This is a genomic window from Mesorhizobium sp. B2-1-3A (assembly GCF_006442655.1).
Taxonomy (GTDB): domain Bacteria; phylum Pseudomonadota; class Alphaproteobacteria; order Rhizobiales; family Rhizobiaceae; genus Mesorhizobium.
Genome location: NZ_VFWK01000001.1, coordinates 217,154 through 243,878, shown reverse-complemented (window position 1 = coordinate 243,878; position 26,725 = coordinate 217,154). Strand labels below are relative to the sequence as shown.

Below are 26,725 nucleotides of genomic sequence, written 5' to 3'. Positions count from 1 at the left end.
AGCCGTTCGCGGGTCAGAAATTCGTCCGCACGGCCTGGATCGCCTTGGCGATTGACAGCTCGCGGTTCTCCTCGGCCGCATTGTCGTCCTCGTGATGCCATGACGCGGACAGGCAGCCATAGGCGATGGCATGGTCCAGTATCGCGGGCGGCGACTGCCCCAGCGTCCTGGCAAAGACCTCGGCCATGTGCACGATCCGTGGGGGATCGAGGCAGAGCGCGTCGCGGTCGAGCGGGTTGTAGAACATGTTGGCGGCGTCGAAGCCGGGATCGCCAAGCACGCCCTTCGGGTCGATCGCCAGCCAGCCGCGCGGGCCTTGCAGGATGTTTTCGTGATGCAGGTCACCATGCAGCGGCCTGACGTCATGCGGATCATCCAGCAGCCGTTCTGCGATGGCGGCGGCCTCGACATAGAGGCTGTCATGGCGGGCGCCGCGGTCTGTTGCGGCTTTCTTGAACAGGCTGGCGAACCGTTCCCTGAGCGGCTGAAGTTCGGGCGGGAAGGGGTGCTTCGATGGCGAAAACAATTTCGCCATTACATCCGCCGCTATCTCTGTTGCGGCGTTGTCGCCCTGTTCATCGAGAACCCGCGAGAGCAGCGTGTCGCCGGCATATTCAAGCAGCATGCTGTGGCCGTCGCGGGCAAGCAGGCGCACCGCGCCTTCGCCCCGCCGCCAGGCAAGAAAATGCTCGCCGCGCAACTCGTCGGCGACATCGTCGAATGGCTTGAGCGCCTTGACGACGGCCGGCGAGCCGTCCTCGCGAACAACCTTCCAGATGCGGCTCGAAAGGGTCTCGGCAATGAGTTCTGGCGCGCTGACCTTCCAGCGCGCCGGAAAGTCCGGTGCGTCCATCAAAGGCCGAGCATCAGGTCCATGTTCTGGACGGCCGCGCCCGAGGCACCCTTGCCGAGATTGTCATAGACCGCCAGCAGCAGCGCTTGCGCTCTGTTGTCGTTGGCAAAGACATAGACCTTCATGCGGTTGGTGCCGTTGTAGATCTCGGGATCGATCTCCGGCACACGCTCCAGATGGGCGTAAGGCGCCACTTCCACCACGCCGCCCTTGATCGCGGCGAAATGGTCGGCAATGGCCGCATGGAGCTCCGCACCCGTCGGCACGTGGTCCAGGCCGCCAAGCTGCAATGGCACCACGGTGATCATGCCTTGGGCGAAATTGCCGACCGCCGGCTGCATGATCGGATCATGCGACAGTTTCGCATAGGCCCTCAACTCCGGCACGTGCTTGTGCTGGAGGGTCAGGCCATAGGGCAGGAACTCCGAGGCGTCCTCGCCCTTGGCGACATAGTCCTCGATCATCGGCCGACCGCCGCCCGAATAGCCCGAAATGCCGTTGACGGTGATGGGGAAATCGGTTGGCAGCAGGCCGGCGGCAACCAGTGGCCGCAATGTCGCGATCGGTCCCTGCGGCCAGCAGCCGGGATTGGCGACGCGCTTGGCCGTGGCGATCACCTTGGCCTGATCCTTGTCCATCTCGGCGAAGCCATATGCCCAGCCTTCGGCGACGCGATGCGCGGTCGACGCATCGATGACTTTGGTGGTGTCGTTGGCGATCAGCGAGACGCTCTCCTTCGCCGCATCGTCCGGCAGGCACAGGATCGCGATATCGGCGGCATTGAGGAATTCAGCGCGCGCCGCCGTCTCCTTGCGGCGCTCGGCGGGAATGGAAATGATCTCCAGGTCGCCACGCTCAGCAAGCAGCGCCCGGATCTGGAGGCCGGTGGTGCCGTGCTCGCCGTCGATGAAGATTTTCGGTTTCATGACCTGATCAAATTCCCTGATATTTCAACACTATATGCCGTGACCTTGATTCACCGCGGCACCATTATGATTGCCGTTGTTCATCTCTACCTGTCGTGCCTTTCGTTCAGCCAGCAGGCCGAGATATTGCATGGCGACCATCGAGCCGGCGATCGCCGTTATATCGGCGTGATCGTAGGCCGGCGCAACCTCCACGACGTCGGCGCCGACAATATCGATCTGGTTGAGCTGACGCAGCGTCGACAGGATCTTCGCCGACGAAGGCCCGCCGGCCACCGGCGTGCCTGTGCCGGGCGCATAGGCCGGGTCGAGGCAGTCGATGTCGAAGGTCAGATAAGTCTTCTTGCCGCCCGTGCGGTCGACGATGGCATACGCGATGTCGGATGCACGCATCTCCTCGACCTCATGGCCGTAGAGGATCTTGATGCCGAACGTGTCGGGCGCGTGCGTCCGGATGCCGATCTGGATCGACCGGTCGGGGTCGATGATGCCTTCCTTGACCGCACGGCCGACGAAGGATCCGTGGTCGATGCGCTTGCCGTCATCTTCCCACGTATCCTGGTGCGCGTCGAACTGCACCAGGGCGAGCGGCCCGTGGATCGCGGCATGTGCCTTGAGCAGCGGCCAGGTGACGAAATGGTCACCGCCAAGCGTCAGCAGGAAGGCGCCCGACTTCAGGATTTTTGTCGCCTCGCGCTCGATCGTGCCGGGCGTCTTCTGGTGGTTGCCGGAGTCGAGCAGGCAGTCGCCATAATCGACCACAGCCAGATGCTCGAACAGATCGCGCGAGAACGGGTATTGCGGGTCATTATCGAGGATCGCAGACGCACGGCGAATCGCCTGCGGCCCGAAGCGGGCGCCAGGCCGGTTGGTAACGGCGGCGTCGAAAGGAATGCCCCACACCACCGCGTCCGCGCCCTTCACGTCCTTGGTGTATTTGCGCCGCATGAACGACAGCGCGCCGGAATAGGTCGGCTCAAGGGCGCCGCCGGTTTTGGAGCGGGCGGTGAAGGCATGGTCGATGTTCTTGGTCGCCATTACTGGTCCTCGTTTTCATCGGGGTGCAACAACTACAGAACCGGCACGGAAGATGCCAGTCACGGCTTGGGGAGACGAAACGGTGCCGCCCGGGTACCACGGCAAGACAGGATTTGTATCATCATGACGCAGACCGCGTTTCTTAATCCGTCCCATGCCGTGGTGTCGACCCATGCCGGTACGGTAGCGGGAGAACGCTTCCAGGTTCTCGATTCGTGGCGCGGCATCTGCGCGCTTCTGGTGGCGCTGTTTCATTTCCCAACCGCCTCGTCGATCTCGCAAAGCGCCTTTGTGGGTTCGTCCTACCTTTTCGTCGACTTCTTCTTCGTTCTTTCCGGTTTCGTCATCGCCAGCAGCTATGCCAATCGGCTGAGCCGGCCGGAAGAGGTCGCCCGCTTCACGCTGGTGCGTTTCGGCCGCATCTACCCGCTGCATCTGCTGATGCTTGCGGCCTTTGCGGGGTTCGAGTTGCTGCGGCTGATGCTGCCGCAACTGCATGGCACCGGCGCAGCCCCTTTCACCGGCGGTTTCGATTTGAAGAGCCTGCTTGCCAATCTGTTCCTGCTGCAAGGGATGGGCTTCGAGGACCGGCTGACCTGGAATGCACCAAGCTGGAGCATTTCGGCCGAGTTCTTCGCCTATCTCCTGTTCGCGGGCGTGGTCTTCGTCGCCGGCGCGCGTGCATGGATATGGTTTGTCGCCGCTGCCGTCACCGCGCCGCTGTTCCTGCTCGGCTTCTCCACGCATCATATGGACGTGTCCTACGATTTCGGCTTCATCCGCTGTCTCTACGGCTTCTCGCTCGGCGCCCTGCTGGCCTGGTTTCAGCATGATTCCATTGCAGCGGCGCGACAGCTTCTCGCCAGGCGCGGCCCGCGGATGGACTGGACCCTTGCCGAAATCGTCATGGTGGCGGTCATCGTCCTTTTCGTCTCGCTGGCGGGCAGCAATGATTTCGGCATCGCCGCACCTGTGGTGTTCGTACTGGCGCTGTTTCTCTTCGCCCATGAAGGCGGCTGGATCTCCGCCTTGCTGAAGGCGCCGTTCATGCTGACGCTCGGCGCGCTGTCCTACTCGATCTACATGGTCCACATCTTCGTCCAGGCGCGTCTGATCAATCTTGCCGGGCTCGTCGAACGCAAGCTCGGCCTCGGCCTGATCGGCGACTTCGTGCTGCGCGGCCAACCCGCGACCGGCTTCGGCGCAGGCTGGGCCGGGACCGTGGCAATCGTCGTCATGCTCGTCGCCACCATCGCCGCCTCCTGGATGACCTGGCGCCTGGTCGAAATGCCGGCCATGGCATGGTTTCGCCGGGTGTCCAGGCGCATCTGACGCACCATCCGCTAGCCGGCTTCATTCACCCGCCTGTCACGGGCATCGCCTATCCCGGTTTCGATCCGGCAAGGAGCGATTCTCGATGCGGACAATCTGGTTGAGCCTTCTGCTTTCCACGGCAATTGCGGCCACCTCCGGCCAGGTCCTGGCTGGCGAAAGCCGCGCCAGGCAGATCCTCGACCGCTTCGAACATGCCAACCAGTGGCGCGACCACGTCATGGTGGCCGCGCATCGCGCCGGGAGCATCCAGGCCGGCAAGACGCTCTATGCGGAAAACTCGATTGCTGCGGTTGAAGGTTCAATCGCCATGGGTGCCGAAATCGTCGAGGTCGACATCAGGCGCTCGAAGGACGGCGAGTTGGTCATCATGCATGACAGCTGGCTGGATCGCACCACGACCTGCAAGGGCGAGGTGGTGAACTATACGCTGGCCGACCTGAAGGCCTGCCGGCTGGTGGTCGAGGGCACCGGTGCCGTCACCAACGAGCGGGTCTCGACGCTGCGCGAAATGCTGCTAGCGACCAGGGACAGGATCCTGATCAATCTCGACAACAAGCTTGAAGTCGGCGACCTCCCGGGCATGATCGCTGTGGCGCGCGATCTCGGCATGGCCGACCAGGTCATCATCAAGGAGAACCTGTGGAACCAGAACAGGATCGCCACGGTCAAGGCCGCCATGACCGCCATCGGCGGCGGTGTCCAGTTTATGCCGATCATCGCCGATGACGCGGTGCATGATGCCGGTTTCGCCGAGACGGTCGACCACGCTTTCTCGCCGCGCGCGATCGAATTGATCAACTGGCGGGCGGGTGCCGAGACACTGACCGAGACCGGCGGACCGCTGTTCAGCACGCGCATGCGCGCGGCCGCGGTACGCGGCAACTGGCACATCTGGGCCGACACCTACGCCATCGTCAACAAGCCCGGCGGTTTTCTCGCCGGCGGCCGTGGCGACGAACTGGCCGTGCAGGCCAGCCTGCCGCGCGAAGCATGGGGTTTCTGGGCCGATCGTGGCGCCACCATCATCCAGACCGACGAGCCGAAAGCGGCCATCGACTGGCTGGCGGCGAACGGTTTTCGCGTGCCTTATGCCGGGACGGGCGAACGCCTCGAACCCGCCGCGACCGCCAGCATCAATTGAGCCAGAGCTACGAGCGCTTGGTGCTCCTGTTTAACGGCGACGATCCGGACGCACCTGTAAGGCGCCGCACGCATTAAGCGGCCTTTCGCCCCTTGATCGCCGTCGACCAGGCGTGAACCGTGATCGCTCCCGTGGCGCTTGCCGGCAGTCTGTCCTTTAGTCGGCGTTTCAGCTCCGCGCTCTCCGCATCCGACAGCTTCCCGACGATTCCGCTCGGGCTGCTCACGACCATGGATAGCCAATAATCGTCGAAGTCAGCGAAGGTGCGTTCGACGACAAGCTCGCGCGTTTCGACATCGCGGATGCCGAGCTCCGCCCAAAGCGCCTTCAGCGCCGCGAAACGCGAGACCTCCGCGCTCGGCGGACGTGCGGCCGGTTTGCCCATCGCGTCCATCTCCTCCCACAAATGCTGCGTAGGGGTGCCGCCGCGCATAACGTCCCAGGTGTAGGACGCGACGATGCCGCCGGGCTTCGTCACGCGGAGCATTTCCGAGGCGCCCTTGCGTGGGTCGGGGACGAAGAACAGAACCAGCGCCATCACCGCGACGTCGAAGCGGTTGGCGTCGTAGGGAAGGGCCATCGCATCGCCAATCGACAGCTCGACCTGCTTTGCCGAGATTTTTTGCCGAGCAGTCGCAATCTGCGCGTCGGAGGGATCGATCGCGCAAACGGACGAAGGGGCGGACTTCGCTAGAATGAGCTCGGTGAACGCGCCGTTGCCGGCACCGACATCAACCCAGGCCCGTCCGGAGTCCGGCGCCAGCCAGTCGAGGAACAAAGCCCCGGCGGATCGGCTCCAGGGAGCCATGAAGCGCTCGTAAGCCGCGCCGTCGGTGAATTTGATCGGTTCGGGTGACGACATCTGAGATCTCCCCTAAGAATTACCTATCCAGATATCCTTTGGACCGAAAAGGCCGGTCCCTGTTTTGTAGCATGGTGCCGTGCCGCGCGCGACGGACCGCAGCAAATTTGCCCATGGCAAGCAACTGGCGTTCCTCGGCTCTGCGCTCGCCGTGGCCGGTGCGGCGCTCTGCGCGTTCCTGTTCATCCGCGACGCCGATCATTCCGCCGGCTGAGAGCGCACAATGCAAAAAGGCCGCCCGGAGGCGGCCTTTCGGTATTCGGAACGTTCGAGACGCTTAGCGCTTCGAGAACTGGAAGGAACGACGGGCTTTCGCCTTGCCGTACTTCTTGCGCTCGACGACGCGGCTGTCGCGGGTCAGGAAGCCGCCCTTCTTGAGCACGGCGCGCAGCGCCGGCTCGTAGTAGGTCAGCGCCTTGGAGATGCCGTGACGAACCGCACCGGCCTGGCCGGATAGACCGCCGCCGACGACGGTGGCGACGATGTCGTACTGGCCCGCGCGGTTGGAGGCGATGATCGGCTGATTGAGGATCATCTGCAGGACCGGACGCGCGAAATAGGTCGCGAATTCCTTGTCGTTGACGACGATCTTGCCGGAACCCGGCTTCACCCAGACGCGCGCAATGGCGTTCTTACGCTTGCCGGTGGCATAAGCGCGGCCCGACTTGTCGAGCTTCTGGACGTGGACCGGAGCCGCGGCCTGGGTGTTGGTGTTGCCGGTGGCGGCGCCCAGTTCTGCGAGCGAGGAAAGCTCAGCCATCTTATGCGACCTTCTTGTTCTTGGAATTCAGCTTGGCCACGTCGAGGACTTCTGGCTGCTGGGCGACATGCGGATGCTCTGCGCCTGCATAGACGCGCAGGTTCTTCATCTGGCGACGGCCGAGCGGGCCACGCGGCACCATGCGCTCAACGGCCTTCTCGACGACACGCTCGGGGAAACGGCCCTCGAGCAGCTGGCGCGCGGTGCGCTCCTTGATGCCGCCGGGGTGGCCGGTGTGCCAGTAATAGACCTTGTCGGTGAACTTCTTGCCGGTGAACACCACCTTGTCGGCATTGATGACGATGACATTGTCGCCGTCGTCGACATGCGGGGTGAAGGTCGGCTTGTGCTTGCCGCGAAGATGATTGGCGATGACAGTGGCCAGACGACCAACGACGAGACCTTCGGCGTCGATCAAGATCCACTTCTTCACCACATCCGCAGGCTTCTGCGAAAAGGTTGTCATGTTTTCTGCTCTCGGTTCTGACCTTCACGGGGAAGGCGTTTCTTGTTGCTTGGATTGACGATGGGCGCTTGCCCGCCGCCAATAACAAAACGGCGGCCTTTGCGGGCCGCTGCTTCGTGAGGGCTTATAGGCGAGGGCGAATTGCACGTCAAGCCAATCAAAACGCTCCCAAGCGGAGAAACGATAGCAAAAACAATGGCCTAGCAAAAAGGTTTTATTTTACCACATCGCCGATGCGCTTCGGCGGGATCGAATAGGTGCCCGTGGCATGCGCGATCGTGTGTCCTTCCGGGCCGGCGACGATGTCGATGTCGAACACCATCAAGCTCTTTCCCAGCTTCAGGATGCGGCAATGGCCGTCGATCGGTCCGGCCTCGGCCTTGCGCACGAAGTTGATATTGAGGTTGGTCGTGACCGAGAGCGCATTCGGCCCGGCATGACTGAGCACGCACACATAACCGCCAATGTCGGCCAGCGTGAAAAGGGCAGGGCCGGACACCGTGCCGCCGGGACGCAGATGCCGCTCGCCGGCGTTGAGCCGCACGATGCAGCCGCCGGGAAACACCTCGACCGCCTCGTAGGCGGCGGAATTCTCGTTGAGTTGCGGAAAGACGGTCTCCATCAGCGTATTGATCTGCGCTGCGGTCAGCACCGGTTTGAGATTGGTCTGGGCGGGCATGTCGGTCTCTCGTTCTGCGCAGGCCTGTATGGGCGCAGCCGGGCGTTGCTGGCAACACCTTCGGTCTTCTGGCGCAAGCGATGGGTGTTGGATGAAACCCGATCCGATATTAGATAGTCTGCCAGCCCGTTCGGAATCGCGGAGACCTTAGCCATGGCCGAAATCCTTGCCATCAAGCCTGTCGCTGTCGAGGGGCCGGTGACGACCAGGCTGGACAAGGGCGTGCTGCGCCTGACGCTCGCCAATCCTCCCGCCAACGCCCTGTCGCTTGGGGTGATGGCGGCACTGACCGCCGAATTCGACCGCGCCAAGGATGACAAGGCCGTTCGCGTCATCGTGCTGTCGGCGGCCGGAAAAGTGTTCTGCGCCGGCCATGATCTCAAGGAAATGACGGCGCGCCGTGCCGACGCCGATCGCGGCAAGGCCTTCTTCGAAGAGACGTTTGCCGCTTGCGCTCAACTGATGCAGGCGATCGTGCGCCATCCCCTGCCTGTCATCGCCGAAGTCGACGGCCTGGCGACCGCCGCCGGGCTGCAACTTGTCGCCAGCTGCGATCTGGCAATCGCCTCCCATGAGGCGACCTTCTGCACGCCGGGCGTCAACATCGGGCTGTTCTGTTCCACGCCGATGGTGGCGCTGTCGCGCAACGTCTCGCGCAAACAGGCGATGGAGATGCTCCTGACCGGCGAGACGATCGACGCGGCGACCGCCAAGGAATTCGGCCTGGTCAACCGCGTCGTGCCGCGCGAATACCTGAATCAGATCGTCACCAAATACGCGCAAACCATTGCTTCCAAATCATCTTTGGTGGTGAAGACCGGCAAGGAGGCCTTTTACGCGCAGGCCGAGATGGGTCTGGCGGATGCCTATGCCTACACAGGCCGCGTCATGGTCGAAAACATGCTGGCGCGCGACGCGGAGGAGGGCATCGGCGCCTTCATCGGCAAGCGCAAGCCGGAATGGACTGACGAGTAACCGTGGAACCGCGCATCTCCATCGTCACCATCGCCACGGACGATCTCGACCGTGCGGTGCGGTTCTACGAGGCGATGGGCCTGAGACGGCATGCCGGCATCACCGATGGCGTCGCCTTCTTCCAGATGGGCGGCGTCATCCTCGGCCTGTTCCCGCGCGCCAGCGCCGAGGCGGATTCGGGCATCACCTTCGCAAAGGCACCCTCCGCCGTCTATCTTGCCTACAACACCCGCTCCGACGCTGAAGTCGACGAGGTGCTGGCGATGGCTGAGAAAGCCGGCGGCCGCATCGTCAAGCCGGCCGGCCGCGCCTTTTGGGGCGGCTGGTACGGTTATTTCGCCGATGCCGACGGGCATGTCTGGGAAGTGGCGCACAATCCGGCCTTTCCAATCGCCGAAGACGGCACGATTTCGCTGCCTGATTGATGGCCTACCGCAAACAGCTGACACGGCTCAAGGCGCCCTATCTCAAGCGTATCCTGCTCGATCCAGAGCGGGTGTCCGACTGGGAAAAATATCCCTGGAACCTGCCGCTATTTCGCGGCCGCGAATTCGAACTCGAATTCACCACCCCGATCACCATCATCGTCGGCGAGAACGGCACCGGCAAATCCACGCTTCTCGAGGCGATCGGCGCTTTGGCCGGCTACGACGAGGCTGGCGGCGGCAAGGGCTATCGACCGGTCGACCACTCCAGCGCCATCGACAAGAGCGGCGCCGCATTGGCAAACACGTTCCGTGGCCACTGGCTGCCAAAGGTCACCGCCGGCTGGTTCTTTCGCGCCGAATCCTTCTATTCGGTGGCCCGCTACCTCGACCAAGCGGCATTGGAAGATCCATTCAAGCCACCGCCGCCGGATTTCCTGTCCTGGTCGCACGGCGAGGGGTTCATCCGCTTTTTCGAGGAGCGCTGCCGCAGGCAAGGCATCTACATCCTCGACGAGCCGGAGAGCGCGCTTTCGCCATCGCGCCAGATCGAACTGCTCAAGATGCTGCGGCGCATGAACCAGTCCGGCACCGCGCAGGTGATCATGGCGACGCACTCACCGCTGCTGATGGCTTGCCCCGGAGCGCAATTGTTCCGCATCAGCCGGTTCGGCCTCGACCCGACAGATTTCACCGACACCGATCATTTTCGCATGATGCGCGACTTCTGTAGCGACCCCGACATGTTTATGGAGGAAGCGCTGCGGGAAGACGACGCGTGACGGGCGCATGACAGACGACGATCTCAATTGGCGCATGGAAGAGGCGTGCAGGGAGGCCTGGCCGGCGGCGACCGAGACGGTCGTCGATGGCTGGGTCCTGAGGCGCTCGGGTGGCAGGACCCGGCGCGCGAACTCAGCCAATCCTTTGCGAGGCAGGCGGGGAGCGCCTGAAGCAGTGCTCGACGCTGCCGAGGCGTTTTATGTCGGCCATGGCCAGACGCCTCTCTTCCGCGTGCCTGATATCGCCGACGAACTGGTAGCGGCGCTCAACGGTCGCGGCTACGAGTTGGAAGGCGGAACCATCCATCTCCATGCGGGGATCGACGATTTGGCGGAGGTTCGCGACGAACACGTCACGGTTTCGCCAATGCCAAGTGAGGACTGGTTTGCCGCGCGGTTCCGCATGGGCGCCTATGACGACACCGACAGCCGCGTCTTTCGCGAGATGACTGGGCTGATCGTCGGTGGCCAGGCGTTCGTATCCTGCGAACACGACAGCGAAATTGCCGCCTTGGCCTATGGCGTCATTCGCAATGGGCTGCTTGTGGTGGAATCGGTTGAAACGGATGGCCGCTTCAGGCAGCAAGGCCTGGGGCGCAAGACCGTTGGCGGCCTGATCGACTGGGCGCGACAGGCGGGTGCCTCGGCGGCATGCCTCCAGGTTGTGGCCGACAATGTGCCGGGCCGCGCGCTCTATGCCTCGCTGGGGTTCAATCGCGAACTCTATCGATATCACTACCGCAGGAAGCCGTATGAACCACGATAGCTACGACAACACCTACATTGCCGGCATCCTCAATTCGGTGAAGACCATCGCCATGGTCGGCGCGTCCGCCAACGACGTGAGGCCAAGCTATTTCGTCCTCAAGTACTTGCTGGCCAAGGGCTTTTCGGTGTTCCCGATCAATCCTGGCCAGGCCGGCAAGGAAATCCTCGGCCGCATGACCTATGCCAGCCTCGCCGATGTTCCCGGGCCAATCGATATGGTCGATATCTTTCGCGCCCCGGCGGCTGTGCCCGGCATCGTCGACGAGGCCTTGCGCCTCGACCCCTTGCCGAAGGTCGTCTGGATGCAGCTTGGCGTGCGCCATGACGAGGCGGCCGCCCGCGCCGAAGCCGCCGGCATCAAGGTTGTGATGAACCGTTGCCCCAAGATCGAGTACGGCAAGCTGTCCGGCGAGATCGGCTGGACCGGTGTCAATTCCGGGGTGTTGTCATCAAAGAAGCCGCTGATGCGCCAGGGCTTCCAGAGCTTTGGCGTGCGCCAGAAATGATGCATGTCGCCCAAAAGTGCGCAGCGGTTTTGGGATAACGACATGCACAAAAAGGATGCCTAAGGCGCGTCGCATGGATTCCTTCAAACGCGACGTGCCTTAGGCGCAAAATTATTCCGGGAAGAAAGGTATTTTCTGGCGCGTTCATCGCAGATCGTTTGCCAAAAGGTATTTTCTTCTTTGCATTCATGCACGGCCTTCGCCAAGAATGCGCGGCCAATTCGAGAAGTTCAAAGGGAGGTTTAAGTGACCCGTACGCCCGGTTTCAACACGCTCGCCGTCCATGCCGGCGCCAAGCCCGATCCGGCCACCGGCGCGCGCGCCACGCCGATATACCAGACGACCTCCTTCGTCTTCGATGACGCCGACCACGCCGCCTCGCTGTTCGGCCTGAAGGCGTTCGGCAACATCTACACCCGCATCATGAACCCGACGCAGGCGGTGCTCGAAGAGCGCGTCGCGGCACTCGAGGGCGGCACGGCTGCGCTTGCGGTCGCGTCCGGTCACGCCGCGCAGGTGATCGTGTTCCACAATCTGATGCAGCCGGGCGACAATTTCGTCGCCGCCAACAAACTCTATGGCGGCTCGATCAACCAGTTTGGCCACGCCTTCAAGAATTATGGCTGGGAAGTGCGCTGGGCCGACACCAACGACATCTCGACCTTCGAAAGCCAGATCGACGGCAGGACCAAGGCGATCTTCATCGAGAGCCTTGCCAATCCGGGCGGCACTTTCGTCGATATCGAAAAGATCGGCGACATCGCCCGCAAGCACGGCCTGCCGCTGATCGTCGACAACACGCTGGCCTCGCCCTATTTGATCCGGCCGATCGAGCACGGCGCCGACATCGTCGTCCACTCGCTGACCAAGTTCATCGGCGGCCATGGCAATTCGATCGGCGGCGTCATTGTCGACGGCGGCACCTTCGACTGGTCGAAATCGGGCAAGTACCCGATGCTTTCGGAACCGCGCCCCGAATATGGCGGCCTCGTCCTGCATGAGACCTTCGGCAATTTCGCTTTCGCCATAGCCGCGCGCGTGCTCGGCCTGCGCGACCTCGGCCCGGCGATCTCGCCTTTCAATGCCTTCCTCATCCTGACCGGCCTCGAAACCTTGCCGCTGCGCATGCAGCGCCACTGCGACAATGCCGTCACGGTCGCGGGCTGGCTGTCCAACCACCCCAAGGTCGCCTGGGTGAACTATCCCGGCTTGCCCAGCGATAAGAACAATGCGCTGCAGAAGAAATACTCGCCCCTTGGTGCCGGCGCCGTGTTCACCTTCGGCCTCAAGGGCGGTTATGAGGCCGGCGTCAAATTCGTCGAGGCGCTCGAACTGTTCTCGCATCTGGCCAACGTCGGCGACACCAAGTCGCTGGTCATCCATCCGGCGTCGACCACGCACCGCCAGCTTTCCGACGAGCAGAAGGTCAAGGCCGGCGCCGGCCCGGACACGGTGCGGCTTTCCATCGGCATCGAGGACGTCACCGACATCGTCGCCGACCTCGAACAGGCGCTCGCAAAGGTCTGATTCTTTACCCTCCCCCTTGTGGGGAGGGTCGGCGCATAGCGCCGGGGTGGGGGTGAGCCGGCGTGACGCCGGCTCTTTCATGGAGGCAAATTCTGTCCGCGCATTACCTGACAATATCGATTGACGGCGTCGAACCCGAATCTGGCGCGCCGGCGCCGGATCGTCTGATCTCGGGCGACCCGAAATTCCGCACCTGGAATGCCGAGGAGCGTGACGACGGCCTCTATGCCGGCATATGGGAGTCGACCCCAGGCAAATGGCGCATCGCCTATGACGAATGGGAGTTCTGCCACATCCTGTCCGGCGTTTCGGTGATCGCGGAAGACGGTGGCGAAGCGCGCACCGTCAAGTCCGGCGACAGTTTCGTGCTGAGGCCGGGCTTCAAGGGCAGCTGGGAAGTGCTTGAAACGACCCGCAAGGAGTATGTGATCAAGCTGTGATCACTTCGCCGGAAACTGGCTGAGGCAGGCTTCCGACGCCTTGTCGTGCGCCGTCAGCAGATCGGCGTCCTGCGCTTCGAGATCGGAATCCGATATCTCGTCTCGATAATATTGCGCCAGGAGGTCGAGCCCTTCCTGGCTGACGCCATAGGTCGGGATCTCGCGGGCAAGGCAGCCGCAGAGGCCGAGCGCACGATCGGGCGAGCCGATCTTGTGGTTGGTCAGGATGAAATCCTGCGTCGGGCAGGCGTCGAGAAAGCCGTTGAAGTCCAGCTTTTGCTGTGGCTGGTCGCCATGGTTGAAATAGGCCGGCGGCCATTGGCTCTTGCCGCTCGCGACATCGCAGCCCGTGGCGATGTCCTGGGCATTTCTCGTGAGGGTGAGCCAGGCATTCTCCTTGTCCCCTTTGGGGTACTCGAAATCCTGGCCAACCATCGAGGCCGTATAGGCATCAAGGTCGGCCTGTGTGAAACCGAGCGTCTGAAATCGGTTGATTTGGCACTGGCAAGCGGCACTCACTTGCTCTGTTTCACCCTTTAACGACTGTTGGCTCAGCTTGTTTTCTTGGCAAGCCGAGACAAAGGCGGTGCCATTCAACGACGAAGCAGGAAAGGTGGCTGCATCGACATAGTGCGTTCCATCCCAGCCGATCGTCATCTTGTCGGACTGGATGTCGAAAAACCCGCTTCGTTTGAAGGGGCTGAGCGCGATCTTGTCTTGCGGCATCAGCCGCGCGCCGGGAATGCCGCCGAGAACTTCCTGATAGCTGTCGCCTTCCAGGACGAACAGGAAGTTGCCGCAATTGACGCCGTCGCAATCCGGTGCGTAGCGGTAGGCGAAGATTTCAGGCAAGCCGTCGAGATTGAGATCGACCTCGATGGCGAAGGATGCCAGCGGCAGGCCCTTCGACCCGGTCTGCCGCTCCAGCAGGCTCATCGCCATCTTCTGGGCGATGGCCATGCTGTTTTCCCAGGGAATGTTTTCCGGCTGTTGCTGGGCGCGTGCCGCTCCCATGCAGGCGCATAGAAACGCCAATGCGAACGCCGTCGCCGGTCTCCAAAACAGTCTCATCGCGCAGCCCCAGGCCCGCTATCGTCAGAAGCCGACGGCGAGCGTTTCCAACCCATGGAAGTGGTAAGTGTCGCGGAAGCGGGGCTGTTCGGCAAGATGCAGTCGCGGGTGCCGTTCGAACAAAGTCTTCAGCGACACCTGCAGTTCAAGCCGGGCCAGCGGCGCACCGATGCAGAAATGAATGCCGGCGCCGAAGGACACGTTCTTCTGGTCCGCACGATCCGGCCGGAAGGCCTGCGGTTCGGCAAAGGCGCGCGGATCATGATTGGCCATGCCCAGCAAGAGCCCGATGGTCTGGCCAGGCTGTACGACGATGCCGGGCGCCACTTCGATCTCCTGATAGGCATAGCGCGTGAACATGTGCAGCGGCGCGTCGAAGCGGAGGCATTCCTCGACAGTGGCGGCGGTCGCTTCGGGCGAGGTGAAGAAGCGGCCGGGATCACCGCCTTGCGCCAGGATCGAGCGCACCGCATTGCCGGTCTGGTGCACGGTCGCCTCATGGCCGGCATTGAGCAGCAGGATCGCCGAGGACACCATCTCGTCCTCCGACAGCCTCTGGCCGTCCTCCTGCGCCGAAATCAGCAACGAAAGCAGGTCGTCGCCGGGATTCTTGCGTCGTTCAGTGACGTAGCCGCGCAGGAAATCGGCGAATTCGCCCGCGGCGCGGTTGGCCGTCTCCTCGGTTTCGCGGCTGCGGCCATGGATGTACATGGCGACCATTTGATGGGACCAGTCGAGCAGTTGCGGTCCCATCTCGACCGGCACGCCGAGCATTTCGGCAATGATGGTGATCGGCAGGGGCGAAGCGAAGGCGGGCAAAAGGTCGACTGGACCAGCCGGATCAAAACGGTCGATCAGCTCATTGGCGAGTGCCTCGACCCGCGGTCGCAGCCGTTCGACCTGGCGCGAGACAAAGGCCCGGTTGACCAGCGTCCTCAGCCGCGTGTGCACCGGCGGCTCCAGCTCCAGCATCGAATTGGCTTCGATGCCGTCGAATGCCGTGAGATGGCTTCGGTCCTGGCCGACGCCGCGGCTGTCGGGAATGCCGGCCGGGTTCTGGCGGCCGAAACGGCGATCGCGCAGCAGCCGGTTGACATCGTCGAAGCCGCCGAAGCACCAGAAGCCGAACTCTTCCCAGTAGAACGCATTCGATGCGCCGTGCAGGAAGGCATACGCTTCATACGGATTCAGGAAGAAAGCCGGCTCGTGCGGGTCGAGCCTCAGCTGTCGTGTGGCTGGATCAAAGGCGATGTAGGGGAGCGTCAATTTGGTCATGCCAGACCCATAGCGCGGCTTGCCAGCCTCATTCCAGACCGTATGTTGGCGCGCGACAACCCATGAATTGAGCCAGCCGAAGCGGCTGCGGAAGGTCTGAGCGGATGAATGTGATTGTCGTCGGTGCGGGTATTGCTGGTCTCTCCACGGCGTGGTCGTTGGTCAAGGCCGGCCACAACGTGTCGATCGTCGAGCAGGGACCGATCCCCAATCCGCTGGCCGCGTCGGGCGACCATCACCGCATCATCCGTCGCGCCTATCGGGCCGGAACCGGTTACGGCCGGCTGATCACCGAAGCCTATGAAGCCTGGGACGAGATGTGGGCCGATCTCAGCGAAAACCATCTCGATGCGCGCGGTTTCGTCTGCATTTCGCGCGAGCCCGGTGACGAGGCCGAGGAATACCGCGAGGGCCTGGAAGAAGGGAATTTTCCCTTCGAGCTGTTCGAGCCCGACGCCGCGGTCAAGCGTTGGCCTTTCCTTGAGCCAGGGTCGTTCCGCTATGCCTATTATTCGCCGGAAGGCGGCGCGCTCCACTGCCGCAAGATCGCTTCCGGCCTTGCCGCCTGGCTCCGAGCCAACGGCGCCAATGTTTACGAGCACAGCAAGGTGACGGAGGTCGATACCGAGGCCGGCCATGTCGCGCTCGAAAGCGGCGAAACCATGCAGGCCGATCGCATCGTCGTCGCTGCCGGCGCCTGGGTGCTGAAGCTGTTTCCGGAACTGGACGGTGAGTTGAAGACCTATCGAACAGCCCTTGCCTATGTCGAACCGCCGGCCGATTTGAAGGCGGCCTGGCAGGCCGCTCCCGTCATTCTCGACGTCGGTGGTAAGACCGACGGCTACATTGTCCCGCTTTCGCGCGGCACTGGCATGAAGTTCGGCTCGGGCCTGCACAAGGTGCCGACCAGCGATGCCGACTGGAACCGTGAGCCGGTGCCGGGCGAGGGCGAGGCGATCCGCAACCTGTTTTCACCGCCGATCGCCCGCATCGAGGAGTATGAGGTGACCGAGGTCGTCACCTGCGCCTACACTTTCACCGAGGACGAGAAATTTCTGGCCCATGAGAAGGGCAGGTGCCTTGTCGTCTCGGCCTGCTCTGGTCATGGCTACAAGTTCGGGGCGGCGGTCGGTCGGCGCGTTGCGGCTGCGGTCGGCAATGGCGACATCGCGGGGCTGAAGCAATGGTTGCGGGCGGAGGTGGCTTGAGTGCAAGCCAGGCCGAGGACGTGCGACGGCTCAGTGATTGAGCTCGTCAGCGGCGGCGATGACTTCGGAAACAATCGCCCGTACGTCATCTGGCGTCGTTCGGTGATTGACGAAACACGCCCGCAGCACGAACTGGCCGTTGATCGAGGCATTTGACAGATATACCCGGCCGCGCGCAATCACGCGGCGCAGGATCGCTTCATTGTCCTTCGAGCGGTGGCGAAAGCAGACCGCGCTCAGCGATACCGGCGCAAGCTGTTCCAGTTCAGGCCTCGTTGCGATTGCCTGAGCCAGCATTTGCGCATGGTGGAGATCGCGCGCAATGGCTTCGCGATAGGCACTGCGTCCGTGATATTGCAGCGACATCCAGAGCTTCAGCGCGCGGAAGCGTCGCGAGAGCTCGATCGATTCCTCAAAGAAGGCAAATGCTTCCGTGGGGTCTTCGCTCAGTATCCTGACGTAATCGTCGCTGTGCGAGAACGTCGTGCGCGCAATGTCTGGATGGCGATTGAGCAGGCAGCCGCAATCGAGTGGTTGATAGAGCCATTTGTGTGCGTCGAGCGACAGCGAATCCGCCAAAGACAATCCCTGGAATTTCTCCGGAACCGCCAGGGCCGCCAGTCCCCCATAGGCACCATCGACGTGCATCCACAGGGCCTCTCTTCGGGCGATGTCGGCAATTTCGGGGAGGGGATCGATCGCGCCGGAGACGATGGTGCCGACCGTGGCCACGATGGCGATTGGCGTGTTGCCGGCCTCGCGGTCGGCAGCTATTGCCGCCCGGAGGGCATCCGGGCGCATCCTGAATTTATCGTCGACAGGGATCAGGCGAAGATTTCTTCTGCCTATGCCCAACAGCGCGACGGCCTTTGGAATCGACATGTGCACTTGTTCGGAAGCATAGATTACGCAGGCTCGCGCGCCTGTTTCGTTGGCGGGCAGCTTCGCTTCCCGCGCCATCGCCAACGCCATGAGGTTGGCCATCGAGCCGCCACCGCACAGGCTGCCGGTAAATCCCGCGCAGCCGACGGCTTCCGCCAACCATCCAACAACGGTGCGTTCGATCGACGTCGCCGCCGGCGCCGACCGCCACGACGTCACATTCTGATTGAGCACCGCGGCCAGCAATTCGCCGAGGGCGCCGATTGGTTCGCCTGAGCCGAGGACGTAACCAAAGAATCTGCCGGTTGCAGGCCGCGCATGCTCAGTAATCGACTTGAAGTCCTGGAGGACGTCCCGGCCACGCGCATTCTCCGCCCAAGGCCGCGAGAAGAGTTCAGTCGTATTCTTGCCGCTGGTCGAGGGATACGCCCGACGTTCCTCGACGGACGCCCAATAGCTTTTGGCCAGATCCAGGGCTTCTTCCGCAAGATCCGATAGTTCTTGATTGGAAATTTCCAGGTCGCGCATGTCCTCGGCCCAATGGAGATCCGCTGTGGCGCAGGCTATGCTATCCCCGCTAATCCTGGCAATGCCTGGGAATATGCACGCGCCGCCAGCCTGACGATCCTTCGCGGACCAGCACGCGCCGCGCCACGGTCTGGTAGGAAGCGGGGACGTCGATGATGCGCCTTTGCTCCGGCCGCACCAGCACTTCCTCGGCGATCTGGTCGTATTGCGCCGGAATGACGACCCGCCGCGTGCGTTCAGGCTGGATCACCACCGTCTCGGCGACGCGTTCGTAGCGTGCCTTGTGCCAGATCTTGCACAGCACCTTGCGGCCGTGGATAACGCGCCATTCCCAGGAATAGCCGCCGCCATCGACCCTCACCGTGTGATAGACGGTGCGGGTGACTGCGGGCACGACCTCGTAGGTCACCTGTGCCGGAGCGGTCATCACCACGCGTTCGCGCGTGCCGTAGATGGGTGGGGTGTAGTCGACCTGCTGGCCGGGTGGGCTGACCATGACGTCTTCATAGACAGTGTCATAGAGATCAGGCGTGCGGACCGGTTCGTAGCATTCCACGGCGCGGCCGCCGGCCGCCGTCTGCGAAGTCGTGCCGAGCATGGCCAGCCCGGCAATGGCGAAGGATGCGCTTCTCCTGAACATGACACTCCCCCTGTTTGAACCGCAGCCACAAGTTCAACGTTGAATTGTAGGGTAAGCGGTCCAGGAGAAAAGCGGTTTCGCCGCATTTCGTTAAGTGACGCGGTTAAGAAATTGCTACGCGCCGGCGGCTTGGTTGTGCGGCTCGGCGCGTTGGAAGCCGTCACTGTGACGAATCCTTGGCCGTAAAGCTTGATTCGACTTACCCAGATGGCTAGGACGGGTCGGCCTTGCACAAGGATGAGCCGGCATCCTATCTACGGAACAACGATCCAGAACCGATTCTGCCCGATCTGCCGGCATTCCCGGCGCCGGAATCCCACCGCGAGATAAGAGATATCAGATGAAGAACCCCGTCGAAACCTACATGAACCTCGTTCCGATGGTGGTCGAACAGACCAATCGCGGCGAGCGGGCCTACGACATCTTCTCGCGCCTCCTCAAGGAGCGCATTATTTTCATCACCGGTCCGGTCGAGGACGGCATGGCGACGCTGGTTTGCGCGCAGCTCCTGTTCCTCGAAGCCGAGAATCCGAAGAAGGAAATCAACCTTTACATCAATTCGCCAGGCGGCGTCGTCACCTCTGGCATGGCGATCTACGACACCATGCAGTTCATCAAGCCGGCCGTGTCGACGCTCTGCATCGGCCAGGCGGCCTCGATGGGCTCGCTGCTTTTGACCGCCGGCCACAAGGACATGCGCTTCGCCACGCCGAATGCCCGCATCATGGTTCACCAGCCGTCCGGCGGCTTCCAGGGTCAGGCCTCCGACATCGAGCGCCATGCCATGGATATCGTCAAGCTGAAGCGCCGTCTCAACGAGGTCTACGTCAAGCACACCGGCAAGAGCTACGAAGAGATTGAACGCACGCTAGACCGCGATCATTTCATGACCGCCGACGAAGCCAAGGATTTCGGCCTCATCGACAAGGTCATTTCGTCGCGCGAACCGGCCGAAGGCGCCGTGGCATAAGGGCTTGGTGGCAGTTGGATGGCACCATCACGCGCTTTTGGTGCCTCTTGCGGCATTTCGGCCACAATTGGCTGTTCCCTCGACGGTCGGGATTGCCTACGTTAAGGCTATGTTGATTTTCGACGGCTTAGCTTTGTGTGGGGTTGCTGCGAATCATTGCCACGTTTTCTGATTTGTGTTTCGTACGGAATACGTTGCGGGAGCCGGGATACTGGCGGCGGCGGATTCCCGCGATAAATAGGGTATGCGCCCTTTCAGCCAGACCATCGGCGGGCGGCCATGAAAGGACAGGAAAATGAGCAAGGTCGGCAACAACAGCGGTGACTCGAAGAACACGCTTTATTGCTCGTTTTGCGGCAAAAGCCAGCATGAGGTGCGCAAGCTGATCGCCGGTCCGACGGTCTTCATCTGCGACGAATGCGTCGAGCTCTGCATGGACATCATCCGTGAGGAGAACAAGACCTCGATGGTGAAGTCGCGCGAGGGCGTGCCGACACCGCAGGAGATCCTCAAGGTTCTCGACGACTATGTCATCGGCCAGCCCTACGCCAAGCGCGTGCTGTCGGTGGCGGTCCACAACCACTACAAGCGCCTCGCCCATGCCGGCAAGAACAACGATGTCGAGCTGGCCAAGTCCAACATCCTGCTGATCGGTCCGACCGGTTGCGGCAAGACGCTGCTTGCGCAGACGCTGGCCCGCATCATCGACGTGCCCTTCACCATGGCGGATGCCACGACGCTGACCGAAGCCGGTTATGTCGGCGAGGACGTCGAGAACATCATCCTGAAGCTGTTGCAGTCGGCCGACTACAATGTCGAGCGCGCCCAGCGCGGTATCGTCTACATCGACGAGATCGACAAGATTTCGCGCAAGTCCGATAATCCCTCGATCACCCGCGACGTGTCGGGCGAGGGCGTGCAGCAGGCACTGTTGAAGATCATGGAAGGCACGGTCGCCTCCGTGCCGCCGCAGGGCGGCAGGAAGCATCCGCAGCAGGAATTCCTGCAGGTCGACACCGCCAACATCCTGTTCATCTGCGGCGGCGCCTTCGCCGGGCTGGACAAGATCATCTCGGATCGCGGCCGCAAGACCTCGATCGGCTTCGGCGCCATCGTCGCCTCGCCCGAGGATCGCCGTACCGGCGATGTCTTCCGCCTGGTCGAGCCCGAGGATCTGCTGAAGTTCGGCCTCATTCCGGAGTTCGTCGGCCGTCTGCCGGTTCTGGCGACGCTGGAGGACCTCGACGAGCCGGCGCTGATCCAGATCCTGACCGAGCCGAAGAACGCGCTGGTCAAGCAGTATCAGCGGCTGTTCGAGATGGAAAATGTCGACCTGACCTTCCACGAGAACGCCCTGTCGGCGATCGCCAAGCGCGCCATCGAGCGCAAGACCGGCGCGCGCGGCCTGCGTTCGATTATGGAAGCGATCCTGCTCGATACCATGTTCGAACTGCCCGCGCTCGAAGGCGTGCGCGAAGTGGTGATTTCGGAGGAAGTGGTGACCGGCAGCGCCCGGCCGCTCTATATCTATTCCGAACAGAAGGAAAAGAAGGGCAACGTCAGTGCCTGACGTGGCACTTCACCCTATATTTTTATGGAACGGCGCCGTTGCGGCGCCGTTTTGCTGTGAAGGGCACGCGACTTCGGCGATGGAGTGGATTGCGGACGATGTTAACTCTTGATCTTTGCCCCGCCTGCATCCACCTAACACCAGAAGGCCGAGGTGCCCGATTTCTGTGCTGTAAAACTCCCGTCACAAACGGTGGTAGGCGGAACGATCCCCGGTCGTTAATATAAGATTCGCGGTTGGCCTGATGGCGACCGCGACATGAAAGGTTGGACAATGGCCAAAATATCCAAGGCTCCCAGCGACGGCGTCTACGCAGTCCTCCCGCTGCGCGACATCGTGGTGTTCCCGCACATGATCGTTCCGCTCTTTGTCGGACGCGAAAAGTCGATCAAGGCGCTGGAAGAGGTGATGGGTCAGGAGAAGCAGATCCTGCTTGCCACCCAGATGAATGCCGCTGATGACGATCCCGAGCCCGATGCGATCTTCGACATCGGCACGCTCGCCAATGTGCTGCAATTGCTGAAGCTGCCCGACGGCACCGTCAAGGTTCTGGTCGAGGGCGCCTCGCGTGCGAAAATCGTCTCCTTCACCGACCGTCCCGACTTCCACGAGGCCCGCGCCGCTGCGCTGGTCGAGCCGGAGGAGGAAGAGGTCGAGGTCGAGGCGCTGGCCCGTTCGGTCGTCACCGACTTCGAGAACTACGTCAAGCTGAACAAGAAGATCTCGCCTGAAGTGGTGGGTGCCGCCAGCCAGATCGACGACTATTCCAAGCTCGCCGATACGGTTGCCTCGCATCTCGCCATCAAGATCCCTGAAAAGCAGGAAATGCTGGCCACGCTCTCGGTCAAGGAGCGGCTGGAAAAGGCGATGGGCTTCATGGAAGCCGAAATCTCCGTCTTGCAGGTGGAGAAGCGCATCCGCTCGCGCGTCAAGCGCCAGATGGAGAAGACGCAGCGCGAATACTACCTCAACGAGCAGATGAAGGCGATCCAGAAGGAGCTCGGCGAAGGCGAGGACGGCCGCGACGAGGCCGCCGAGATCGAGGCGCGCATCAAGAAGACCAAGCTCTCCAAGGAAGCCCGCGAAAAGGCGGAAGCCGAGTTGAAGAAGCTGAGGACGATGTCGCCGATGTCGGCGGAATCGACCGTCGTGCGCAACTACCTCGATTGGCTGCTGTCGATCCCGTGGGGCAAGAACTCCAAGGTCAAGCAGGATCTGGCCTATGCCCAGAACGTGCTCGATACCGATCACTTCGGCCTCGACAAGGTCAAGGACCGCATCGTCGAGTACCTGGCCGTGCAGAGCCGTCAGAAGAAGCTGAAGGGGCCGATCCTGTGCCTCGTCGGCCCTCCCGGCGTCGGCAAGACCTCGCTCGGCAAGTCGATCGCCAAGGCGACCGGTCGCGAATTCATCCGCATGGCGCTCGGCGGCGTGCGTGACGAAGCCGAGATCCGTGGCCACCGGCGCACCTATATCGGCTCGATGCCCGGCAAGGTCATCCAGTCGATGAAGAAGGCGAAGAAGTCCAACCCGCTCTTCCTGCTCGATGAGATCGACAAGATGGGCCAGGACTTCCGTGGCGATCCGTCGTCGGCGCTGCTCGAGGTGCTCGACCCCGAACAGAACTCGACGTTCATGGACCATTACCTCGAGGTCGAATACGACCTGTCGAGCGTGATGTTCGTGACGACGGCGAACACGCTGAACATCCCGGCGCCCTTGATGGACCGCATGGAGATCATCCGTATCGCCGGCTACACTGAGGACGAGAAGATCGAGATCGCCAAGCGGCATCTGATGCCGAAGGTGATCCGCGATCACGCGCTGCAGCCGAAGGAGTTCTCCGTCGGCGAGGATGCGATCCGCGCCATCATCCAGACCTACACCCGCGAAGCGGGCGTCCGGAGCCTGGAGCGCGAGCTGATGAAGCTCGGGCGCAAGGCGGTGACCGAGATACTGAAGACGAAGAAGAAGACGGTGAACATCACGGCGGCGAACCTCGCCGACTACCTTGGTGTCCAGCGCTTCCGCTTCGGCCAGGTCGAGGCTGACGATCAGGTCGGCGTCGTTACCGGGCTTGCCTGGACGGAAGTCGGCGGCGAACTGCTGACGATCGAAGGCGTCATGATGCCCGGCAAGGGTCGCATGACGGTGACGGGCAACCTGCGCGACGTGATGAAGGAATCGATTTCGGCGGCGGCCTCCTATGTCCGCTCGCGGGCCATCGATTTCGGCATCGAGCCGCCGCTGTTCGACAAGCGCGACATCCACGTGCACTTGCCGGAGGGCGCCACGCCCAAGGACGGTCCGTCCGCGGGTGCTGCCATGGCGACAGCCATTGTGTCGGTACTGACGGGCATTCCGGTCCGGGCCGATGTGGCGATGACTGGCGAGATAACGCTTCGCGGCCGCATCTTGCCGATCGGTGGTCTCAAGGAGAAGCTGCTCGCCGCTCTGCGCGGCGGCATCAAGAAGGTGCTGATCCCGGAAGACAACGCCAAGGATCTGGCGGAGATTCCGGATAACGTGAAGAACGGCATGGAGATCATTCCGGTCTCACGCGTCGGTGAGGTGTTGCGCCACGCGCTGGTGCGTATGCCGGAGCCGATCGAATGGGTCGAACCGGTCAATCCTCCGGCCTCGACGGACAGTGCCGATGATGCTGGAAAGTCGCTTGCACATTAGAGCGCCGCGCGTCCGATTGGACGCGTAAAGGACGCTCTAACACTGCAGACTTGCGCATGGTCTTTCCGAAAACCGGCTACGGTTTTCGGGGCCATGCGTTAGAAATTTCTAAGGTTGCAGCGCACAAACAGAAAGCCGGGCCTCGCGCCCGGCTTTTTCATGTGAAAAACCCCGGATTTCCGGGCTTTTTCCCACTTTTCCTGCCTTTTCGACTTGGTTGCGGGAACGCTTCTTTCTAAAGTCCGTTTCCTGCCGGATGAGTCGTTAGTTCCGGTGTTCTCATGGAAGGGAATTTTTATGAACAAGAACGAACTGGTGTCCGCTGTCGCCGACGCCGCGAGCATTTCGAAGGGTGACGCGCAGTCGGCGGTCGATGCGGTGTTTTCCGTCATCACCGGCGAACTGAAGAAGGGCGGCGATGTCCGGCTTGTCGGCTTTGGCAATTTCACCGTGTCAAAGCGTGCGGCCTCGACTGGCCGCAACCCCCAGACCGGCGCTGAAGTGAAGATCCCGGCACGCACCGTGCCGAAGTTTTCGGCCGGCAAAGGCCTCAAGGACGCCGTCAACTAAACGCGTTTTTCTTTTTCAGAGACCAGAAAAGCCGGGCTTGCCTCGGCTTTTCTTTTTTGTGCCCGACGCCGACGCGAATGGCCCCCGCTTATGCGGTCGGCGCATCGGCGCTCATCAGGCCTTCCTTCTTGAGGTCGGCCCAAAGGGCTGCTGGCAGTTTCGCGTCGAGCAGCGTCCGGTTGCTTTCGACTTCGCTCGGTCGCTGGCCGCCGGGGATCACCGAGACGACCGAGGGATGCAGCAACGGAAACTGCAGCGCCGCCTCGATCAGCCTGATGCCATGGCGTTTGCAGACAGCCTCGATGCCGGCGACCCGCTCGAGAATGTCCTTCGGCGCTTCGGAGTAATTGTAGTAGGCGCCGGGTTTCGGTCCCGTCGCCAGGATGCCGGAATTGTAGGGTCCGCCGAGAACGATGCCGATGCCGCGTTTCTGGCAGAGCGGCAGGAAGGATGTCAGCGCTTCCTGTTCGAGCAGCGTGTAGCGCCCGGCAAGCAGGAACAGGTCGAAATCGCCGCGCTCGGCCAGCGTCTGGGCAACCTGCCATTCGTTGATGCCGCCGCCGAACGCCTTGATGACGCCCTGGTCGCGCAGCGACAGCAGCCCGTAATAGCCCGATCGCATGAATTCCTCGATGCGCTGGTCGGACGCCTCCTTGCTGCCATGGGTGAAGATGTCGACATCGTGCACGAACAGTATGTCTATCCGGTCGACGCCAAGCCGCTCGAGCGAGGCCTCGAATGAGCGCATCACGCCGTCATAGCTGTAATCGTAGACCTCGCGGCGCGACGGCGTGTCGAAGAACTTGCCGATGCCCGTGCGCTGCTCGGGCGGGCAGGCGCGCATCAGCCGGCCGACCTTGCTCGACAGCACATAGTCGTCGCGCTTCTTGCCGCGCAGGAAGGGATTGAGGCGCGTTTCAGACAGGCCGAGCCCATAGAGCGGCGCGGTGTCGTAGTAGCGGCAGCCGGTCGCCCAGGCGGCATCCAGCGTGGCATTGGCATCCTCGTCCGAAACGGTGCGGTAGAGATTGCCGAGCGGTGCCGTGCCGAAGCCGAGCTCGGTGAAGGTGATGCCGCCATTGCCGGTGCGGTCGAAATGCCGTGTCTTCATGTCCTGCAGTTTCCCGGGTTGATTTGTCTGACATGACACTATCACGCCTGTGATCAGGCAAAAGCGTTGCGCGGCGTTGGACACGCATTTTCGCGGTTGCTAGCATGAACCAGATCAAGCTGTTCGTGAAAAAATTCCCGGACGATTTCGAGGGTGGATTTGCCGTGAGCGGCCGGAACGAAAACCTGTTCAAGACCGCGCTCGATGAGCTCGGCGGCGTGCTGGCACGTGTGGATGAAGGCAGCATCGACGCCGCCTGCAAGCTGCTGGCCGATGCAGGGCAAATCGTCGTCTATGGCTGCGGCCGCGAGGCCTTGCAGGTCAAGGGTTTCGCCATGCGGCTCTACCATCTCGGCCTGCCTGTCTCGGTGGTCGGCGACATGACCACGCCGCCGCTGGGTCCAGGCGATGTTTTCCTGTCCAGTTCCGGGCCGGGAGAAACCTCGACAGTGCTGACCTTGATGCAGGTTGCGCGCAACGCCGGCGCGACCAATCTGCTGCTGACCGCCCAGGCCGGCGGCAGTGCCGCGGGACAGGCCGACACCACGCTGCTCATCCCGGCCCAGACCATGGCCGATGACGAGGGTCCGCAAAAGACTTCGGTCCTGCCGATGGGCTCGGTGTTCGAAGGCGCCCTGTTCCTGCTGTTCGAGGTGATGGTGCTGAAACTCAAATCCCTGACCGGTGCGTCGCCGCAAGCCATGCGCGCGCGCCACACCAACATGGAATAGA

28 protein-coding genes are annotated in these 26,725 nt (G+C 62.3%); 16 read left to right on the top strand and 12 right to left on the bottom strand.

The features are described 5' to 3' along the window. Window positions 1-13: 13 nt before the first annotated feature. The 3 genes from FJ977_RS01305 to speB are packed head-to-tail and all read right to left on the bottom strand — an operon-like array spanning window position 14 to window position 2,817. The gene (locus FJ977_RS01305) at window positions 14-856 is read right to left on the bottom strand and encodes an aminoglycoside phosphotransferase family protein (protein WP_210243828.1); all 843 of its coding nucleotides are present in this window, start codon (window positions 854-856) and stop codon (window positions 14-16) included. Beyond that, entirely contained in the window at window positions 853-1,779 is a 927-nt protein-coding gene (gene argC / locus FJ977_RS01300; RefSeq protein ID WP_140767889.1) for an N-acetyl-gamma-glutamyl-phosphate reductase, read from the bottom strand. The genes FJ977_RS01305 and argC overlap by 4 nt, the downstream gene beginning before the upstream one ends. Before the next feature lie 30 nt (window positions 1,780-1,809). Beyond that, entirely contained in the window at window positions 1,810-2,817 is a 1,008-nt protein-coding gene (speB, locus tag FJ977_RS01295; protein ID WP_140767888.1) for an agmatinase, read from the bottom strand. A 123-nt stretch (window positions 2,818-2,940) separates the two neighbouring features. On the opposite strand from speB, the gene FJ977_RS01290 reads away from it, so the two are divergent. Next, entirely contained in the window at window positions 2,941-4,149 is a 1,209-nt protein-coding gene (locus FJ977_RS01290) for an acyltransferase (RefSeq protein ID WP_140767887.1), read from the top strand. Between the two features lie 85 nt (window positions 4,150-4,234). After that, complete coding sequence (locus FJ977_RS01285) at window positions 4,235-5,293, top strand: glycerophosphodiester phosphodiesterase family protein (RefSeq protein WP_140767886.1); 1,059 nt, start codon at window positions 4,235-4,237, stop codon at window positions 5,291-5,293. A 73-nt stretch (window positions 5,294-5,366) separates the two neighbouring features. On the opposite strand, the gene FJ977_RS01280 is transcribed toward FJ977_RS01285, so the two are convergent. Further along, window positions 5,367-6,155, bottom strand: coding sequence for a class I SAM-dependent methyltransferase (locus FJ977_RS01280; protein WP_027042359.1), 789 nt, complete (start codon window positions 6,153-6,155; stop codon window positions 5,367-5,369). 79 nt (window positions 6,156-6,234) lie between these two features. Here FJ977_RS01280 and FJ977_RS36590 point away from each other — a divergent pair, with 79 nt between their 5' ends. After that, window positions 6,235-6,369 carry a hypothetical protein gene (locus FJ977_RS36590; RefSeq protein WP_281406787.1) on the top strand — a complete coding sequence of 45 codons (135 nt, stop codon included), beginning with the start codon at window positions 6,235-6,237 and terminating at the stop codon, window positions 6,367-6,369. A gap of 63 nt (window positions 6,370-6,432) precedes the next feature. On the opposite strand, the gene rpsI is transcribed toward FJ977_RS36590, so the two are convergent. From rpsI to FJ977_RS01265, 3 genes are all read right to left on the bottom strand, one after another. Continuing rightward, window positions 6,433-6,915: a 30S ribosomal protein S9 gene (rpsI, locus tag FJ977_RS01275; RefSeq protein WP_013895952.1), complete on the bottom strand. Its 483-nt coding sequence runs from the start codon at window positions 6,913-6,915 to the stop codon at window positions 6,433-6,435. Between the two features lies 1 nt (window position 6,916). Beyond that, complete coding sequence (gene rplM, locus FJ977_RS01270; protein WP_010915638.1) at window positions 6,917-7,381, bottom strand: 50S ribosomal protein L13; 465 nt, start codon at window positions 7,379-7,381, stop codon at window positions 6,917-6,919. Between the two features lie 214 nt (window positions 7,382-7,595). After that, window positions 7,596-8,060: a PaaI family thioesterase gene (locus tag FJ977_RS01265; RefSeq protein WP_140767885.1), complete on the bottom strand. Its 465-nt coding sequence runs from the start codon at window positions 8,058-8,060 to the stop codon at window positions 7,596-7,598. Window positions 8,061-8,213: 153 nt separating this feature from the next. Between FJ977_RS01265 and FJ977_RS01260 the strand changes: the two genes are divergently transcribed. The 7 genes from FJ977_RS01260 to FJ977_RS01230 all read left to right on the top strand — a co-directional run bounded on the left by FJ977_RS01260 (window position 8,214) and on the right by FJ977_RS01230 (window position 13,483). Continuing rightward, window positions 8,214-9,035, top strand: a complete 822-nt coding sequence (locus FJ977_RS01260; protein ID WP_140767884.1) for an enoyl-CoA hydratase — start codon at window positions 8,214-8,216, stop codon at window positions 9,033-9,035. Between the two features lie 2 nt (window positions 9,036-9,037). Then, on the top strand, window positions 9,038-9,460 hold the full coding sequence (locus FJ977_RS01255; RefSeq protein ID WP_140767883.1) for a VOC family protein: 423 nt from the start codon (window positions 9,038-9,040) through the stop codon (window positions 9,458-9,460). After that, entirely contained in the window at window positions 9,460-10,242 is a 783-nt protein-coding gene (locus FJ977_RS01250; RefSeq protein ID WP_140767882.1) for an AAA family ATPase, read from the top strand. Before FJ977_RS01255 ends, FJ977_RS01250 begins: the two co-directional genes overlap by 1 nt. A 7-nt stretch (window positions 10,243-10,249) precedes the next feature. Next, complete coding sequence (locus FJ977_RS01245) at window positions 10,250-11,008, top strand: GNAT family N-acetyltransferase (protein WP_140767881.1); 759 nt, start codon at window positions 10,250-10,252, stop codon at window positions 11,006-11,008. After that, a complete protein-coding gene (locus tag FJ977_RS01240; protein WP_140767880.1) occupies window positions 10,995-11,516 on the top strand; it encodes a CoA-binding protein in 522 nt (173 codons plus the stop codon). The genes FJ977_RS01245 and FJ977_RS01240 overlap by 14 nt, the downstream gene beginning before the upstream one ends. A 246-nt stretch (window positions 11,517-11,762) precedes the next feature. Next, window positions 11,763-13,043, top strand: a complete 1,281-nt coding sequence (locus FJ977_RS01235; protein WP_140767879.1) for an O-acetylhomoserine aminocarboxypropyltransferase — start codon at window positions 11,763-11,765, stop codon at window positions 13,041-13,043. A gap of 89 nt (window positions 13,044-13,132) precedes the next feature. Next, a complete protein-coding gene (locus FJ977_RS01230) occupies window positions 13,133-13,483 on the top strand; it encodes a cupin domain-containing protein (RefSeq protein WP_140769653.1) in 351 nt (116 codons plus the stop codon). Here FJ977_RS01230 and FJ977_RS01225 read toward each other — a convergent pair whose 3' ends face one another. Beyond that, on the bottom strand, window positions 13,484-14,443 hold the full coding sequence (locus tag FJ977_RS01225) for a hypothetical protein (RefSeq protein ID WP_140767878.1): 960 nt from the start codon (window positions 14,441-14,443) through the stop codon (window positions 13,484-13,486). 135 nt (window positions 14,444-14,578) lie between these two features. After that, on the bottom strand, window positions 14,579-15,829 hold the full coding sequence (locus FJ977_RS01220) for a cytochrome P450 (protein ID WP_140767877.1): 1,251 nt from the start codon (window positions 15,827-15,829) through the stop codon (window positions 14,579-14,581). 104 nt (window positions 15,830-15,933) lie between these two features. Here FJ977_RS01220 and FJ977_RS01215 point away from each other — a divergent pair, with 104 nt between their 5' ends. After that, window positions 15,934-17,037 carry an FAD-dependent oxidoreductase gene (locus FJ977_RS01215; protein WP_140767876.1) on the top strand — a complete coding sequence of 368 codons (1,104 nt, stop codon included), beginning with the start codon at window positions 15,934-15,936 and terminating at the stop codon, window positions 17,035-17,037. Between the two features lie 30 nt (window positions 17,038-17,067). On the opposite strand, the gene FJ977_RS01210 is transcribed toward FJ977_RS01215, so the two are convergent. After that, window positions 17,068-18,447 (bottom strand): pyridoxal-dependent decarboxylase, encoded by a 1,380-nt coding sequence (locus FJ977_RS01210; protein ID WP_140767875.1) that lies wholly within the window; start codon window positions 18,445-18,447, stop codon window positions 17,068-17,070. A gap of 49 nt (window positions 18,448-18,496) precedes the next feature. Then, on the bottom strand, window positions 18,497-19,087 hold the full coding sequence (locus tag FJ977_RS01205; protein ID WP_140767874.1) for a hypothetical protein: 591 nt from the start codon (window positions 19,085-19,087) through the stop codon (window positions 18,497-18,499). Between the two features lie 340 nt (window positions 19,088-19,427). Between FJ977_RS01205 and clpP the strand changes: the two genes are divergently transcribed. The 4 genes from clpP to FJ977_RS01185 all read left to right on the top strand — a co-directional run bounded on the left by clpP (window position 19,428) and on the right by FJ977_RS01185 (window position 24,882). Continuing rightward, complete coding sequence (clpP, locus tag FJ977_RS01200) at window positions 19,428-20,057, top strand: ATP-dependent Clp endopeptidase proteolytic subunit ClpP (protein WP_056562366.1); 630 nt, start codon at window positions 19,428-19,430, stop codon at window positions 20,055-20,057. Window positions 20,058-20,352: 295 nt separating this feature from the next. After that, on the top strand, window positions 20,353-21,627 hold the full coding sequence (gene clpX, locus FJ977_RS01195) for an ATP-dependent Clp protease ATP-binding subunit ClpX (RefSeq protein WP_023759839.1): 1,275 nt from the start codon (window positions 20,353-20,355) through the stop codon (window positions 21,625-21,627). Window positions 21,628-21,900: 273 nt separating this feature from the next. Next, window positions 21,901-24,312 (top strand): endopeptidase La, encoded by a 2,412-nt coding sequence (lon, locus tag FJ977_RS01190; protein ID WP_140767873.1) that lies wholly within the window; start codon window positions 21,901-21,903, stop codon window positions 24,310-24,312. A gap of 297 nt (window positions 24,313-24,609) precedes the next feature. Continuing rightward, a complete protein-coding gene (locus FJ977_RS01185) occupies window positions 24,610-24,882 on the top strand; it encodes an HU family DNA-binding protein (RefSeq protein WP_006201846.1) in 273 nt (90 codons plus the stop codon). An 88-nt stretch (window positions 24,883-24,970) separates the two neighbouring features. On the opposite strand, the gene FJ977_RS01180 is transcribed toward FJ977_RS01185, so the two are convergent. Next, entirely contained in the window at window positions 24,971-25,993 is a 1,023-nt protein-coding gene (locus FJ977_RS01180) for an aldo/keto reductase (RefSeq protein WP_140767872.1), read from the bottom strand. 164 nt (window positions 25,994-26,157) lie between these two features. Between FJ977_RS01180 and FJ977_RS01175 the strand changes: the two genes are divergently transcribed. Then, a complete protein-coding gene (locus tag FJ977_RS01175) occupies window positions 26,158-26,724 on the top strand; it encodes an SIS domain-containing protein (RefSeq protein ID WP_140769651.1) in 567 nt (188 codons plus the stop codon). Window position 26,725 lies beyond the last annotated feature (1 nt).

Coding starts and splice junctions, on each gene's coding strand:
- argC (WP_140767889.1), bottom strand. CDS start 1,779: ATGAAACCGAAAATCTTCATCGACGGCGAGCACGGCACCACCGGCCTC.
- speB (WP_140767888.1), bottom strand. CDS start 2,817: ATGGCGACCAAGAACATCGACCATGCCTTCACCGCCCGCTCCAAAACC.
- FJ977_RS01290 (WP_140767887.1), top strand. CDS start 2,941: ATGACGCAGACCGCGTTTCTTAATCCGTCCCATGCCGTGGTGTCGACC.
- FJ977_RS01285 (WP_140767886.1), top strand. CDS start 4,235: ATGCGGACAATCTGGTTGAGCCTTCTGCTTTCCACGGCAATTGCGGCC.
- FJ977_RS01280 (WP_027042359.1), bottom strand. CDS start 6,155: ATGTCGTCACCCGAACCGATCAAATTCACCGACGGCGCGGCTTACGAG.
- rpsI (WP_013895952.1), bottom strand. CDS start 6,915: ATGGCTGAGCTTTCCTCGCTCGCAGAACTGGGCGCCGCCACCGGCAAC.
- rplM (WP_010915638.1), bottom strand. CDS start 7,381: ATGACAACCTTTTCGCAGAAGCCTGCGGATGTGGTGAAGAAGTGGATC.
- FJ977_RS01265 (WP_140767885.1), bottom strand. CDS start 8,060: ATGCCCGCCCAGACCAATCTCAAACCGGTGCTGACCGCAGCGCAGATC.
- FJ977_RS01260 (WP_140767884.1), top strand. CDS start 8,214: ATGGCCGAAATCCTTGCCATCAAGCCTGTCGCTGTCGAGGGGCCGGTG.
- FJ977_RS01250 (WP_140767882.1), top strand. CDS start 9,460: ATGGCCTACCGCAAACAGCTGACACGGCTCAAGGCGCCCTATCTCAAG.
- FJ977_RS01245 (WP_140767881.1), top strand. CDS start 10,250: ATGACAGACGACGATCTCAATTGGCGCATGGAAGAGGCGTGCAGGGAG.
- FJ977_RS01240 (WP_140767880.1), top strand. CDS start 10,995: ATGAACCACGATAGCTACGACAACACCTACATTGCCGGCATCCTCAAT.
- FJ977_RS01225 (WP_140767878.1), bottom strand. CDS start 14,443: ATGGCCATCGCCCAGAAGATGGCGATGAGCCTGCTGGAGCGGCAGACC.
- FJ977_RS01220 (WP_140767877.1), bottom strand. CDS start 15,829: ATGACCAAATTGACGCTCCCCTACATCGCCTTTGATCCAGCCACACGA.
- FJ977_RS01215 (WP_140767876.1), top strand. CDS start 15,934: ATGAATGTGATTGTCGTCGGTGCGGGTATTGCTGGTCTCTCCACGGCG.
- FJ977_RS01210 (WP_140767875.1), bottom strand. CDS start 18,447: ATGCGCGACCTGGAAATTTCCAATCAAGAACTATCGGATCTTGCGGAA.
- FJ977_RS01205 (WP_140767874.1), bottom strand. CDS start 19,087: ATGTTCAGGAGAAGCGCATCCTTCGCCATTGCCGGGCTGGCCATGCTC.
- clpP (WP_056562366.1), top strand. CDS start 19,428: ATGAAGAACCCCGTCGAAACCTACATGAACCTCGTTCCGATGGTGGTC.
- clpX (WP_023759839.1), top strand. CDS start 20,353: ATGAGCAAGGTCGGCAACAACAGCGGTGACTCGAAGAACACGCTTTAT.
- lon (WP_140767873.1), top strand. CDS start 21,901: ATGGCCAAAATATCCAAGGCTCCCAGCGACGGCGTCTACGCAGTCCTC.
- FJ977_RS01185 (WP_006201846.1), top strand. CDS start 24,610: ATGAACAAGAACGAACTGGTGTCCGCTGTCGCCGACGCCGCGAGCATT.
- FJ977_RS01180 (WP_140767872.1), bottom strand. CDS start 25,993: ATGAAGACACGGCATTTCGACCGCACCGGCAATGGCGGCATCACCTTC.